Here is a 13,658-nt window from a genome sequence, read left to right as displayed (position 1 = left end):
CCCCCCCCCCCCCCCCCCCCCCCCCCCCCGCCCTGGGCTTCCTGGGCCGGGCGGCGATCCACCCCCGCCAGCTCCCGGTGATCGAACGCGCGTTCCGCCCGACGCCGCAGGAGGTCGAAGCGGCCTGGGAGATCGTGGAGGCCGCGCGGGACCAGGCAGGGGCCCAGGCCCTCCCGGACGGCCGCTTCGTGGACGCGGCGGTGGTTGCGCAAGCGCAACGGACACTCTCGCTGGCCGAACGAAAACGGTGACCTGGCGCTCCGCCTGACCGCCGTGTCCTCAATCGCCGGACGGGCTGGATTTCCGCCGCACCGCCCACTTCAGCCGACGGGACGGATTCGACGACGGGCGCCACATCAAGCCCGTCCGGCAGGCCGATTCGACGACGGGCGCCACATCAAGCCCGTCCGGCGAAGCCGTTTCAACGGCGAGCGGCCATATCAAGCCCGTCCGGCGATCGAGGACACCCCACGACGGCGAAGGGGCCGCCGAATACCTCGGCAGCCCCTCACCCAGCCAGCGCGCGGCGTCAGCCCTTCGCGGCCTCCGCCGTACCGTCCGCCTTCGGCGAATCCGCGGCCTCCGGCTCGTCCGCCTCGGCCTTGTCCGCCTTGTCCGAGCCTTCCAGCGCCTCCGGCGCACCCGCCTCGGCCTCGTCCGCCTCGTCCGAGGACTCCGGCGCCTCCGGCGCACCCGGCTCCACGGTCTCCTCGCGGCCCGGCCGCACCTTCGCCGAGATCACGATGTACGTCACCGCCAGCACGAACACGATCAGCGCGGTCCACACGTTGAGCCGCAGGCCCAGGATGTGGTGCGCCTCGTCCACGCGCATGTACTCGATCCACGCGCGCCCCGCGCAGTACGCCGCGACGTACAGCGCGAACGCCCGCCCGTGACCGAGCTTGAAGCGGCGGTCGGCCCAGATCACCAGGAGGGCCACGCCGACGCACCACAGCGACTCGTACAGGAAGGTCGGGTGGTAGGTGCCCGCGACCCGGTTCGGGCCCTCGCTGATCTTCAGCGCCCACGGGACGTCGGTCGCCCTGCCGTACAGCTCCTGGTTGAACCAGTTGCCCCAGCGGCCGCACGCCTGGGCGAGGGCGATGCCGGGGGCGAGGGCGTCGGCCCAGGCGGGCAGCGGGATCCCGCGGCGGCGGCAGCCGATCCAGGCACCGACCGCGCCCAGCGCGATCGCACCCCAGATACCGAGGCCGCCCTGCCAGATCTTGAAGGCGTCGACCCAGTCCTCACCCTCGCTGAAGTACAGCTGGTAGTCGGTGATGACGTGGTACAGCCGGCCGCCGACAAGCCCGAAGGGCACCGCCCAGACGGCGATGTCGGCAACGGTGCCGGTGGTGCCTCCTCGGGCGACCCAGCGCTTGTTGCCGAACCAGACGGCGACGAAGACACCGATGATGATGCAGAACGCGTAGCCGCGGAGCGGGATCGGTCCGAGATCGATCACGCCGGTCGACGGGCTGGGAATGTAGGCAAGGTTCATGGCAGCATCGACGCTACCCTGCCGGGCGGGAGGTAGGACAACCCACCCGGCAACGTCTGGGTAACGAGCGGGCCGTCGATTCCCCCGGCCGGCCCCCCGGGGAGCCTTACGGCGTGGCCGTGGCGGTGGCCGGTTTCCTGCCCTTGTTGGCCTCGGCGACCCACTTCTTCAGGTTGGCCACGGTGATCGCCTCCTCGCCCTTCTTCGGGAAGATCGACTCCCCGTTGAGCAGGGCCGTCGGCGTGCCCTGGAAGCCGCCGTCGCGGAACGCCTGGTTGGACTTCTCCACCCACGCGTCGTGCTTGCCGTCCTCGACGCAGCCGCGGAAGCCGGGCGTGTCCAGCCCGGGGACCTTCTTGGCGAGTTCGATCAGCTTGTCGTTGTCTCCGAACGCGTCGTCGGTCTCCGCGGGCTGGTTGCTGTACAGCACGTCGTGGTACGCGGAGAACTTGCCGGCGTCCTGCGCGCAGGCGGCCGCGTTGGCCGCCTTGAGGGAGCCGCTGCCACCCATGTTGCCGTCGATGATCGTGGCGAGGTGGTAGTCGACCTTGATCTGGCCGTCGCGTTCCATCTCGTGGATCGTGTCGCGGAACGCGGTCTCGAACTGGGCGCAGACCGGGCAGCGGAAGTCCTCCCAGATGGTCAGGGTGGACGGGGCGTCGTCCGCGCCGACCCGGATGGCCAGGGCGTCCTTGCCGGTCGCTCCGGACGGGGCGACGGCCGGCCCGGACGCCTTGGACTTGTCGCTCTTGCCGTCGCTGTTCGCCGCGATCACGCCGACGACGGCGGCCAGGCCCAGGACCCCCACCACGGCCGTGGACACGATCAGCGTGCGGCGCCGGCGGTCGCGCGCCTTCGCCTGCTCGCGCTGCTGGATCAGCCGGTCTCGCGCGGCCCTCTTACCCTGTTCGTTCTTCTCGCTCACACCGCGCAAACGACCCGGGGAGGGACTCGCGTCCCCCCCCGGACCGAGGTCCACCCGTTCGGGTTACCTCAGGTGTCAGCGCTTTCGAACACCTTCGGCAAGCTCGGCCGCCAGTGAACGGACGCCCGCGAGCCCGGCGGCCTCGTCGGGGGCGTCGAGCATCCGCTTGACGAATGCCGTGCCGACGATGACGCCGTCGGCGAAACCGGCGACCTCCGCGGCCTGGGCGGCGTCGGACACACCGAGACCGACGCAGACCGGCAGATCGGTCGTGGCGCGGGTCCGCCGGACCAGGTCCTCCGCCTGCGCGCCGACCGAGGCGCGGGTGCCGGTGACGCCCATCAGGGACGCGGCGTAGACGAAGCCGGAGCCCGCGTCGGTGATGGTGGCGATCCGCTCGTCCTTGCTGCTGGGCGCGACGACGAAGACGGTGGCCAGGCCGTGCCGCCCCGCGTGCTCGCGCCACAGGGCGGACTCCTGGACCGGCAGGTCGGGCAGGATGCACCCGGCGCCGCCCGCCTCGGCCAGTTCGGCCGTGAACCGCTCGACGCCGTACCGGTCGATCGGGTTCCAGTACGTCATGACGAGGATCGGCGCCCCGGTGGCCTCGTGAGCCTCGCGGACCGTGCGCATCACGTCGGCGATCCGTACGCCGCCGCGCAGCGCGATGTCGTCGGCGGTCTGGATGACCGGGCCGTCGAGCACCGGGTCGCTGTGCGGCAGCCCCACCTCGATCACGTCGGCGCCGCCCGCCACGGCTGCCTTGATGGCCTCGATGCCGCCGTCGACGGTCGGGAAGCCGGCCGGCAGGTACGCGATGAGCGCGGCCCGGTCCTCGGCCCGCGTGGCGGCGAGCGTGGTGTCCAGCAGTTCGACGTTGCCGCTCACAGCGCGTCCCCCTCGATCTCCGCGGCACCGCTGTCGGCGTCCGCCTCGACGGCCCCGTCGGTGTCGTACAGCCCGAAGTAACGGGCCGCCGTGTCCATGTCCTTGTCGCCGCGCCCGGAGAGGTTGACGAGGATCAGCCCGTCCTTGCCCAGCTCCTTGCCGACCTCCAGCGCCCCGGCCAGCGCGTGCGCGCTCTCGATGGCCGGGATGATGCCCTCGGTGCGGGAGAGCAGGCGCAGCGCCTGCATGGCCGCGTCGTCGGTGACGGCGCGGTACTCGCCCCGGCCCACGTCCTTGAGGTAGGCGTGCTCGGGGCCGATGCCCGGGTAGTCCAGGCCGGCCGAGATGGAGTACGGCTCGGTGATCTGGCCCTCGTCGTCCTGGAGGACGTAGCTGCGCGAGCCGTGCAGGATGCCGGGCTCGCCCGCGGTCAGGGTCGCCGCGTGCTCGCCGGTCTCCACGCCGTGTCCGGCGGGCTCGCAGCCGATGAGGCGGACGTCCGGGTCGGGCACGAAGGCGTGGAAGAGGCCGATGGCGTTGGAGCCGCCGCCGACGCAGGCCACGGCCGCGTCCGGCAGCCGGCCGGCCCGCTCCAGGATCTGCCGTCTGGCCTCCACGCCGATGACGCGGTGGAAGTCGCGCACCATCGCCGGGAAGGGGTGCGGTCCGGCGACCGTACCGAAGAGGTAGTGGGTGCGGTCCACGTTGGCGACCCAGTCGCGGAACGCCTCGTTGATGGCGTCCTTGAGAGTGCGTGAGCCGGACTTCACGGCGATGACCTCGGCGCCGAGCATCCGCATGCGCGCCACGTTCAGCGCCTGGCGCCGGGTGTCGATCTCGCCCATGTAGATGGTGCAGTCGAGGCCGAAGAGGGCGCAGGCGGTCGCGGTGGCGACGCCGTGCTGTCCCGCGCCGGTCTCCGCGATGACGCGGGTCTTGCCCATGCGCCGGGTCAGCAGTGCCTGCCCCAGCACGTTGTTGATCTTGTGCGAGCCGGTGTGGTTCAGGTCCTCGCGCTTGAGGAAGATGCGGGCGCCGCCGGCGTGCTCGGCGAAGCGGGACACCTCGGTGAGAGCGCTGGGCCGTCCGGTGTAGTGGACCATCAGCTCGCCGAGCTCGGCGGCGAACGCGGGGTCGGCCTTGGCCTTGTCGTACTCGACGGCGACCTCGTCCACGGCGGCGACCAGCGCCTCCGGGATGAACTTGCCGCCGTACGCGCCGAAGTAGCCCTCGGCGCTGGGGATCAGACCCTCCGGGTCCGGGATGAAGAAGTCGGAAGACATGCGGAACGTGCTCCTCGTCGTCGCAGGGGTGGTCGCACCGTCTGCGCCGTGAGCGGAGCGCCGCGCCGGTCCTGGACCGGCGCGGTTCCGGACACGCGGGATGGCGGCCGGGCTCGCTCTACAGCGCGCGCTTCCTGCGCCATCGCATGCCGTTGACCTGACCGGGCTCGGCGCCGATCACGTACCGCACCCGCCGGCCGTGCACCCGGCGCGCGGGCGCCCGGCAGCCGCGGTGCCACGAGGGCAGCGCGCAGCGCATCGGCTCGGGGTGCGGGAGGGACACGGCCGGGTCAGCCCCGTCCGTGGCGCAGGGCCGGGTGGGCGCCGGCGGCGACGAGGTCGGCGACGGCGGTCCGCGGGTCGCGGCCGGTGACCAGGGACTCGCCGACCAGCACGGCGTCGGCGCCGGCGTTGGCGTAGGCGATCAGGTCGTGCGGGCCGCGGACGCCGGACTCGGCGACCTTGACGATGTGGTCGGGGATCTCGGGGGCGACGCGCTCGAAGGTGGAGCGGTCGACCTTGAGGTCCTTGAGGTTGCGCGCGTTGACGCCGATGATCCGGGCCCCGGCCTCGACGGCGCGCTCGGCCTCGTCCTCGTCGTGCGCCTCGACCAGCGGCGTGAGGCCGATGGACTCGGCGCGCTCGATCAGGGAGACCAGGGCCTCCTGTTCGAGGGCGGCGACGATCAGCAGCACGAGGTCGGCGCCGTACGCGCGCGCCTCCCACAGCTGGTACGAGGTGACGATGAAGTCCTTGCGGAGGATCGGGATGTCGACCTTGGCGCGGACGGCCTCCAGGTCCGCGAGGGAGCCGCCGAAGCGGCGCTCCTCGGTGAGGACCGAGATGACGGAGGCCCCGCCGGCCTCGTAGTCCGCGGCGAGCGCGGCCGGGTCGGCGATGGCGGCCAGCGCGCCCTTGGAGGGGCTGGAGCGCTTGACCTCGCAGATGACGGTCACGCCCTCGCCGCGCAGGGCGGCGACGCCGTCCTTGGCGCGGGGGGCACGGGCAGCGCGTTCCTTGAGCTCGTCGAGGCCGACGCGCGCCTGCCGCTCCGCGAGGTCGGCGCGTACGCCGTCGATGATCTCGTCGAGCACACTCACGCGAGCGGCCCCCTTCCGGAACGGTGACAAAAAAACGTAGCAGGCCACAGGATCAGCCACTCCGATGTTATCCGCAGCAGGGCGCTGGGCCCGCATCCGGCCGCCGGCTGTCCCACTACCTGGGACTTCACGGGGCGAGCGCGGAGCCGAAGGGAAGGTTCCGGATGACCGTGAAGACCAGCAGTACGGCGCCGATCGCCCACCAGTGCGCCGGCCGCAGCCCGATCCGCAGGGGCCTTCCGCGGGCCTCGCGGATCAGCCATACGGTCCACAGCGCGGCGAAGACGGCGTAACCGGCCACGGCGAGGGCGTTGGCGCCGAAGGCGGCGGCCAGGTCGCCGTGGGCGAAGGCGTGGGCGCTGCGGAGGCCGCCGCAGCCGGGGCAGTAGACGCCGGTGAACCGCAGCAGCGGGCAGACGGGGTAGTGGCCGGGCTCGTTCGGGTCGACGGTGGCGACGTACCCGAAGGCGCCGACGACGGCGGCGAGCACGCCCACCGGGACGGCGAGCCGCCGCAGCCGCGAGGCGCCGGCGGGGGCCGTGGGGAAGAGGGGGGCCGGCACGGGGGCGAAGGGCGGCGGCCCGGGGGCCGGGACCGGGGCGGGGTCCGGGGCCGGAGAGGCGGCGGCGGGGGTTGGCGTTGCGTCCACCCGGTGATTGTCGCCGCTGACGCGGAAAGGCGCAGCCCGGTCCGGGCCGCGCCTCTCCGGCGTACGTGGTGCGGGGGTCAGGAGGTCTGCGCCTGGCCGGCGCGCGCGCGGGCGGCGGCCAGCTCGGCCGACTCCTTCGGCATGCCGAGGCCCGCGGCCTTCATCGCGACGCCGACGACACCACCGAGCAGGACGACGCCCATGCCGGCCCAGAAGCCGGCCGGGTTGGCCGCGACCATGAAGACGCCCGCGACGCAGAAGCCGATGAAGGCGATGATGACACCGGTCCAGGCGGCCGGGGTGTGTCCGTGGCTGCTGCCCGCCATGAGTTGCTCCTCGTTGGTGTTGCGCTGTTGGAATCGCTCGGGTCGCTGTGCCCACGGCCCGTGCCGCTGTGCCAGCTCACCGTCATTGTCCCGTACGTGCGGGTAGGACGTGAGCTGGGGGTCATGCCTCGCGCGTCGGGTCCTCGCCGCGGTCCAGGGCCTTCCACAGATCCTCGGGCCGGTCGGGGTCGAGCGGGCGGGGGGCCTTGCGGGGGCGGGGGGTTCCGTCGCGCTCGTAGCGCCCGGACATCGTGGGCCAGCGGCTGCCGAAGCGCAGGGCGAGCAGCCCGGCGAGCAGGATCAGCAGGCCGCCGGCCGCCGTGACGTACGGCCATGCGGTGTGGCTGAGAGCCGTGATGGTGGCGGCGCTGTCGCCGCTGGTCTGCGCGGCCTTCTCGTCCAGCGCCCCGCTGTCGGACGCGCCGAGGAAGGCGCTGAGCGCGGCGCCGAGTCCGCTGAGCGCGAGGAGTCCGGCCACCACGCGCCGGCCCGCGCCGCGTACGGCGAAGACGGCGACGAGGGCGGCCAGGCCGACGATCGCGAGGGCGGCGGGGAGTCCGGTGACGTCCTGCCCGTCGGCGCTCAGCGGCAGGGTGCCGCCGCCGACCGGGGCCTTGCCCTCGGCCCAGGTCTGCCCGGAGGCGAGCAGGACGACGGTCGCGCCGGCCGCCCCGAGGAGCAGGCCGGCGGCCAGGGTGCGGCGGCTCCCCGCACTGTCGGGCGCGGCGGCGGCTTCGGTACGGGGCTGGGGTACGGGGACGGCACTCACGTACTCCACTATCCCTCACCGGCCCGGAACGCCCCACCGCGCCCCTGGCGCGGGCGCACCGCTCAGGCGCCGCCGAGGCGGTTGGCGGTGTGGACGGCGCGGAGGACGGCCGCCGCCTTGTTGCGGCACTCGGTGTCCTCGGCGACCGGGTCGGAGTCGGCGACGACGCCCGCGCCCGCCTGGACGTAGGCGGTGCCGTCGCGGAGCAGGGCGGTGCGGATGGCGATGGCGGTGTCGGAGTCCCCGGCGAAGTCGAGGTAGCCGACGCAGCCCCCGTACAGGCCCCGGCGGGTGGGTTCCAGCTCCTCGATGATCTGGAGGGCGCGGGGCTTGGGGGCGCCGGAGAGGGTGCCGGCGGGGAAGCAGGCGGTGAGCACGTCGAAGGCGGTGCGGCCCTCGGCGACCTTGCCGGTGACGGTGGAGACGATGTGCATCACGTGCGAGTAGCGCTCGATGGACATGAAGTCGACCACCTCGACGCTGCCCGGTTCGCAGACCCGGCCCAGGTCGTTGCGGCCGAGGTCGACCAGCATCAGGTGCTCGGCGCGCTCCTTGGGGTCGGCGAGGAGTTCGTCGGCGAGGGCCTGGTCCTCCTGCGGGGTGGCGCCGCGGTGCCGGGTTCCGGCGATGGGGTGGACCATGGCGCGGCCGTCCTCGACCTTGACCAGGGCCTCGGGGCTGGACCCGGCGACGTCGAAGCCGTCGAACCGGAAGAGGTACATGTACGGCGAGGGGTTGGTGGCGCGCAGGACCCGGTAGACGTCGAGGGCGCTCGCCGTGCACGGGGTCTCGAAGCGCTGGGAGGGCACCACCTGGAAGGCCTCGCCGGCCCGGATGCGCTCCTTCACGTCCTCCACGGCGTCCTGGTACGCCTGGCCGCCCCAGAGCGCGGTGTACGGGGGCAGCTCGGAGGGCGGCAGGGCGGCGGGGGCGTTCTCGACGGGGCGGCGCAGGTCGCGCTCCATCGCGTCGAGCCGGACGACGGCGTCGGCGTACGCCTCGTCCACGCCGGTGGCCAGGTCGTTGTGGTTGATGGCGTTGGCGATGAGCAGGACGCTGCCGTCCCAGTGGTCCAGGACCGCGAGGTCGGAGGTGAGCAGCATGGTCAGCTCGGGGAGCTTCAGGTCGTCGCCGCCGCTCTCGCCGATCTTCTCCAGGCGGCGCACGATGTCGTAGCCGAGGTAGCCGACCATGCCGCCGGTGAAGGGCGGCAGGCCGGACTCCCGGTCGTGCGGGGTGTGCAGGGCCTCGATGGTGGCGCGCAGGGCGTGCAGCGGGTCGCCGTCGGCGGGGACGCCGACCGGCGGGGTGCCGAGCCAGTGGGCCTCGCCGTCGCGGGTGGTCAGCGTGGCGGCGCTGCGTACGCCGATGAAGGAGTAGCGCGACCAGGTGCGGCCGTTCTCCGCTGATTCCAGGAGGAAGGTGCCGGTGCGCTCGTCCGCCAGCTTGCGGTAGAGGCCGACGGGGGTGTCGCCGTCCGCGAGGAGGCGGCGGGTGACGGGGATGACGCGCCGGTCGACGGCCAGCTTCCGGAAGGTGTCGAGGTCCATGGCGGCAGACCCTACTGGGCGAGGAACAGGACGTCGGCGTCGAAGCAGGTGCGGTCGCCGGTGTGGCAGGCGGCGCCGGTCTGGTCGACCTTGACGAGGACGGTGTCGGCGTCGCAGTCCAGGGCGACGGACTTGACCAGCTGGATGTGGCCCGAGGTGTCGCCCTTGACCCAGTACTCCTGGCGGCTGCGGGACCAGTAGGTGCAGCGGCCGGTGGTGAGGGTGCGGTGCAGCGCCTCGTCGTCCATCCAGCCCAGCATCAGTACCTCGCCGGTGTCGTACTGCTGGGCGACGGCCGGGACCAGCCCGTCGGCGCCGCGCTTGAGGCGGGCGGCGATGGCGGGGTCGAGGGCGCTGGCGGTCCGGGGGGTGCCGGGCTGGGGCGTGCTGCTCATGGGCCCATTGTGCCGTGGGGGCGCGGGGTGTCCGGGCGGGCGTCCACTGGGCGGACGGGGGACGGCGGTCGTACGCTGGCGGGCATGTCGACCCATGCGAAGCGCGAACGTCTTCTGCTCGCCGACCTGTTGGAGGCGGCGGGTCCGCAGGCCCCGACCCTGTGCCAGGGCTGGACGGCCCGTGATCTCGCGGCCCATGTGGTGGTGCGGGAGCGGCGGCCGGACGCGGCGGCCGGGATCGTCATCGGCCCGCTGAAGAGCCGCCGGGACCGGGTCATGGCCGAGTTCACCGAGAAGCCGTACGAGGAGCTGATCCAGCTCATCCGCACCGGGCCGCCCCGGATGTCCCCGTTCGGCCTGAAGCAGCTGGACGAGGCGGCGAACACGGTGGAGTTCTACATCCACACGGAGGACGTGCGCCGGGCGCAGCCCGACTGGACGCCCCGTGAGCTGGACCCGGTCTTCGCGGACGTGCTGTGGGCGCGCACGGAGAAGGCCGCGCGGATGCTGGGCCGGAAGGCGCCCGTGGGCCTGGTGCTGCGCCGCCCGGACGGGCAGACCGCGGTGGCGCACCGGGGGACGCCGGTGGTGACGGTGACCGGTGAGCCGGGCGAGCTGCTGCTGTTCGCGTTCGGGCGGCAGGACGCGGCGCGGGTGGAGCTGGAGGGCGAGCCGGAGGCGATCGGCCGGGTGACGACGGCGAAGCTGGGCATGTAGCCCGGGTGCGCCCCGGTCAGCGCGGGAGTTCCGCCCGGCGGAGCGGGGCGAGGACGAGGCCGGTGGCCGCGCCGGCCGCGCACAGGGCGGCGCTGGCGACGAAGACCGGGCCGGTGCCCCAGAGGGCGACGGCGGCGCCGGTGACGGGGTAGCTGAGCGGCGCGAGGGCGTGCGTGAAGAGCGTGGAGACCGAGGTGACGCGGCCCAGGTAGGCCGGGTCGGTGACGGTCTGCGTGAGCGCGCCGCACAGCGAGCCGCCGAGGCCGACGAAGAGTCCGATGAGGACCGCGACGGTCGCGGCGAGCGGTACGGAGGGCACGTACGCCAGGGCCGCGATGGCGAAGGACCCGGCCAGGACGGTCAGGCACATGACCAGCCCGGCCCTGGGTATCCGGCCGCGTACGGCGAGGAGCAGGGCGGAGGCACCCGCGCCGGCGCCGAAGCCGGCGACGACCCAGCCCATGCCGGAGGCGCCCCAGCCGCGTTCGTCGCTGAGCAGGATGAGGCCGAGGTTGAGGGGGCCGACGAAGCCGAGTTCGGTGACGGCGACGACGAGCACCAGGGGCCCGAGGAGCGGGTGGCGGCGGATGTGGCGGAGCCCGTCGGCCAGGTCGCGCCACGCCGTGCCGGGGGGCGCGGCCGTCTCCGGTGCGGGCAGCGCGCGCATGCGTACGGTCAGCAGCAGCGGAAGTGCCGCGGCGAAGAGGACTCCGGCCGCGGCGAAGGCGAGGACCGGGCCGCCGAGGGCGACGGCGACGCCGCCGAGCGGGGCGCCGACCACGGTGGCGGTACGGGTGGCGAGGCCCCGCATGCCCTGGACACGGGCGAGCTGGGAGGCGGCGGTGATCCGGGGCGGCAGGGCGCCGACGGCGGGCAGGAAGAGGGCGTCGGCCGCGCCGAAGACGAGTGCGACGGCGATCAGCATCCACACCGTGGGTGAGGTGAGCAGGAGCACCCCGGCCAGGCCCAGGATGACGAGGCAGCGGGCCGTGTCGCTCGCGACCACGACGCGGCGCGGCCCGAATCGGTCGGCCAGCACACCCCCGCCGAGCAGGAGCACCGCCCGGGGTATGGAGCCCACCGCGAGAACCAGCCCGGTCTGCGAGGCGCTGCCGGACCGGGCGGCGGCCCAGGCGAGGGCCATGTAGTAGACGCTGTCGCCGACCGTGGACGCGCTGTACGCGCCGAGCCAGCGCAGGACGTTGCCGTCGCGGTGGGCCGGCCGGGCGGGGGCCTCGGCGGAGGCGGGCAGGGTGGCGGTCACGGTCTCGTCCTCTCGGAGGGCCGGCTCAGGTGCGGAACGGGAAGCCGTACAGGTGCAGCGCGACGTTCTCGCGGTTCTCCACGTCGCCGGCCTCGTCGCGGGCGCGGCCCTGTTCCTCGTACCGCTTGATGAGCGCGTCCATCTCGCGTTCGAGCGCGGCGAGCTCGTCGGCGGTCAGCCGGGCCAGGTATTCAGAACTGAAGGATGCCGTGCGCCACTCCGGGGACCAGCTGCGGTAGGCGTCGAGGTGCCGGTGGTACATCTCGACGTGCTGGTCGAAGGAGAGCCGGCTGACGGCGGAGTGCGTCGCGGCCTTCTCGGGCGCGTCGCTGAAGTCCGCGTCGTGGAAGCGCAGCCCCTCCGAAGCGGGCTGCCACCAGCGCTCGCGGCCGTCCCTGCCCTCGCGGTCGGCCTCTTCGATCAGGCCGTGGTCGGCGAGCTTGCGCAGGTGGTAGCTGACGAGCGAGACCGCCTCGTCGACCTGCTCGGCGAGCTGGGACGCGGTGGCCTGCCGGGCGATGTAGAGGGCCCGGTAGAGCTTCATCCGCAGGGGGTGCCCGAAGGCTTTGAGGGTGCCGAGATCGGAGATCCGGCGCGATGCGTCGCGTGCCATACCCCGAGCGTAGACAGGAAAGAAAAGTTGTGCAATATCTATTGCGCAATAAAAGCTGTACGTCTGGCCGGGGTCCGCTTCCGGCCGGGGCGGGAGCCCAGGTGTCCGAGCAGGAAGCCCGCCGGGATCGTGAGTAGGCCGGGCGTCTGGAGCGGGAACCAGTGGAAGTCGCGGGCCGGGAAGAGCGCGACGGGCGTGCCGGAGAACGCGGGCGAGAACACCATCAGGACCGCGATGAGCGGCAGCGTCCCGTACACCGTCCAGCGCACCCCGCGCGCGGTGAAGCCCGGCCGGAACAGCGCGTACAGCAGGACCGGCGGCAGGACGGAGGCCGCCGCCGCGAAGGAGAGGGAGAGCAGCACCTGCGGGTTGCGGTCATGGGTGTACGTGGACGCCCAGACGGCGACCGCGCCGGTCAGGACCACCGCGAGGCGGGCCCGCAGGATCTCGCGCCCCGCGGACCGGCCGGAGCGCCCCGCCGTACGCGCCCTGCTCCTCGCCGCGAAGTCGCGGGCCAGGGACGAGGCTGCGGCGAGGGTGATCCCGGCGACGGCGGCCAGTGTGGTGACGAAGACCGCGCAGGCCACGCACGCGAAGAGCAGGCTCTCGCGCGGCCCGCCGGCGCCCGGGTCGAGCGCGCCGGTCACCATGAGCAGCGCGGTGCCGCCGGCCGGGTCCGCCCCCTGGATGGCCTTGTGCCCGAGCAGCGCGGACGCGCCGAGTCCGGCGACGGTGATCCCGGCGCACAGCACGGCCACCGGGACCACCGCCCACACGGTCGCGCGGCGCACCGTCCGGCGGTCGCGCATCGGGTGCAGCCGCATCGTGATGTGCGGCATGCACGCGGCCCCGAGGAGCAGGGTGAGCTGGAAGCCCAGCAGGTCCAGGGTGCCGGCGAGCCCGTGGCCGAACTGGAGCCCGGGGCGGGCGTACGCGCCGCCGGCCCCGCTGCCGCGGCGCGCGGCGTCGAACAGGGCGAACGGGTTCCAGCCGAAGCGGGCGAGCACCAGACCGGCGAGCAGGGTCACCGCCGCGAGGACGACCGCGACCTTGAGGATCTGCACGTACCCGGTGCCCCGCATGCCGCCGACCGCGGAGTAGCAGACCATCAGGGCGCCGCCGGCCACGGTGCAACTGGTGAGCGCGCCGTCGGGCAGCCCGAACATGGCGGCCATCACCCGCCCGGCGGTGGCGAGCTGGACCAGGAGCAGCGGGGTGAGGACCACCAGCGTCGTGATGCCGAGGGCGCGGCGCACGGAGGGGTCGCCGAGCCGGTCCGCGAGGAAGTCGCCGAGCGTGAAGACTCCGCCGCGGCGCATCGGTTCGGCCAGCACCCGCATCACCAGGACCAGCGAGACGACCGTGGCCAGGGCGAACAGCACCCCGTCGAACCCGGCCAGCGCGACGGACCCGGTGGTCGAGAGCAGCGTGGCGGCGGAGAGGTAGTCCCCGGCGACGGCGAGCCCGCTCCCGGCGGGGCCGAGCGCGGAGCCGCCGCCCGCGTAGAAGTGCTCCGGATCGTCCTGGTCGGCGGCGGCCAGCCCGCACAGCAGCAGCGAGACGGCGACGAACGCGAGGAACACGACGACCGCGAGCGAGCGGGCGTCGAAGCCGCCGGTCACCGCCGGGGCCCGGGGGTGGTGAGCCGGGGTCCCGGGACGGTGCGGGGAATCAGGTG

15 protein-coding genes and 1 pseudogene are annotated in these 13,658 nt (G+C 73.7%); 2 read left to right on the top strand and 14 right to left on the bottom strand.

The genetic code is table 11. From position 1 onward, the window contains the following. Window positions 1-251 (top strand): annotated as a pseudogene (locus ACN6LM_RS24255) (hypothetical protein); the annotation flags it as partial. A gap of 278 nt (window positions 252-529) precedes the next feature. Here ACN6LM_RS24255 and lgt read toward each other — a convergent pair. The 11 genes from lgt to hisI form a co-directional block, all read right to left on the bottom strand. Next, complete coding sequence (gene lgt / locus ACN6LM_RS24250; RefSeq protein ID WP_445067481.1) at window positions 530-1,501, bottom strand: prolipoprotein diacylglyceryl transferase; 972 nt, start codon at window positions 1,499-1,501, stop codon at window positions 530-532. A 106-nt stretch (window positions 1,502-1,607) separates the two neighbouring features. Continuing rightward, a complete protein-coding gene (locus ACN6LM_RS24245; protein WP_445067480.1) occupies window positions 1,608-2,426 on the bottom strand; it encodes a thioredoxin domain-containing protein in 819 nt (272 codons plus the stop codon). A 75-nt stretch (window positions 2,427-2,501) separates the two neighbouring features. Then, entirely contained in the window at window positions 2,502-3,314 is an 813-nt protein-coding gene (gene trpA / locus ACN6LM_RS24240) for a tryptophan synthase subunit alpha (RefSeq protein ID WP_445067479.1), read from the bottom strand. Then, a complete protein-coding gene (gene trpB / locus ACN6LM_RS24235) occupies window positions 3,311-4,597 on the bottom strand; it encodes a tryptophan synthase subunit beta (protein WP_445067478.1) in 1,287 nt (428 codons plus the stop codon). Before trpB ends, trpA begins: the two co-directional genes overlap by 4 nt. A 118-nt stretch (window positions 4,598-4,715) precedes the next feature. Continuing rightward, window positions 4,716-4,880, bottom strand: a complete 165-nt coding sequence (trpM, locus tag ACN6LM_RS24230; protein WP_445067477.1) for a tryptophan biosynthesis modulator TrpM — start codon at window positions 4,878-4,880, stop codon at window positions 4,716-4,718. 7 nt (window positions 4,881-4,887) lie between these two features. Then, window positions 4,888-5,697, bottom strand: a complete 810-nt coding sequence (trpC, locus tag ACN6LM_RS24225; protein WP_445067476.1) for an indole-3-glycerol phosphate synthase TrpC — start codon at window positions 5,695-5,697, stop codon at window positions 4,888-4,890. Window positions 5,698-5,824: 127 nt separating this feature from the next. After that, complete coding sequence (locus tag ACN6LM_RS24220) at window positions 5,825-6,259, bottom strand: DUF2752 domain-containing protein (protein WP_445067484.1); 435 nt, start codon at window positions 6,257-6,259, stop codon at window positions 5,825-5,827. 164 nt (window positions 6,260-6,423) lie between these two features. Continuing rightward, window positions 6,424-6,672, bottom strand: coding sequence for an HGxxPAAW family protein (locus tag ACN6LM_RS24215; protein WP_445067475.1), 249 nt, complete (start codon window positions 6,670-6,672; stop codon window positions 6,424-6,426). Between the two features lie 121 nt (window positions 6,673-6,793). Continuing rightward, window positions 6,794-7,450, bottom strand: a complete 657-nt coding sequence (locus ACN6LM_RS24210; protein ID WP_445067474.1) for a TIGR02234 family membrane protein — start codon at window positions 7,448-7,450, stop codon at window positions 6,794-6,796. Window positions 7,451-7,503: 53 nt separating this feature from the next. Further along, window positions 7,504-8,991, bottom strand: coding sequence for an anthranilate synthase component I (locus ACN6LM_RS24205; RefSeq protein ID WP_445067473.1), 1,488 nt, complete (start codon window positions 8,989-8,991; stop codon window positions 7,504-7,506). An 11-nt stretch (window positions 8,992-9,002) separates the two neighbouring features. Next, window positions 9,003-9,386 (bottom strand): phosphoribosyl-AMP cyclohydrolase, encoded by a 384-nt coding sequence (gene hisI, locus ACN6LM_RS24200; RefSeq protein ID WP_445067472.1) that lies wholly within the window; start codon window positions 9,384-9,386, stop codon window positions 9,003-9,005. A gap of 84 nt (window positions 9,387-9,470) precedes the next feature. Here hisI and ACN6LM_RS24195 point away from each other — a divergent pair, with 84 nt between their 5' ends. Then, window positions 9,471-10,103, top strand: coding sequence for a TIGR03085 family metal-binding protein (locus ACN6LM_RS24195; RefSeq protein WP_164404222.1), 633 nt, complete (start codon window positions 9,471-9,473; stop codon window positions 10,101-10,103). Between the two features lie 16 nt (window positions 10,104-10,119). On the opposite strand, the gene ACN6LM_RS24190 is transcribed toward ACN6LM_RS24195, so the two are convergent. Genes ACN6LM_RS24190 through ACN6LM_RS24180 form a run of 3 tightly spaced genes read right to left on the bottom strand, consistent with a single transcriptional unit; the run spans window position 10,120 to window position 13,602 of the window. Beyond that, window positions 10,120-11,367 carry an MFS transporter gene (locus ACN6LM_RS24190; RefSeq protein WP_445067471.1) on the bottom strand — a complete coding sequence of 416 codons (1,248 nt, stop codon included), beginning with the start codon at window positions 11,365-11,367 and terminating at the stop codon, window positions 10,120-10,122. Between the two features lie 25 nt (window positions 11,368-11,392). Further along, window positions 11,393-11,980, bottom strand: a complete 588-nt coding sequence (locus ACN6LM_RS24185; protein WP_445067470.1) for an ArsR/SmtB family transcription factor — start codon at window positions 11,978-11,980, stop codon at window positions 11,393-11,395. Window positions 11,981-12,018: 38 nt separating this feature from the next. Continuing rightward, window positions 12,019-13,602 carry a sodium/solute symporter gene (locus tag ACN6LM_RS24180; RefSeq protein WP_445067469.1) on the bottom strand — a complete coding sequence of 528 codons (1,584 nt, stop codon included), beginning with the start codon at window positions 13,600-13,602 and terminating at the stop codon, window positions 12,019-12,021. Window positions 13,603-13,658: the final 56 nt, after the last annotated feature.

This window comes from Streptomyces sp. SAS_281 (assembly GCF_052542855.1).
The sequence above is the reverse complement of the archived record's forward strand: the minus strand, read 5'-3'. Positions and strand labels throughout refer to the sequence as shown.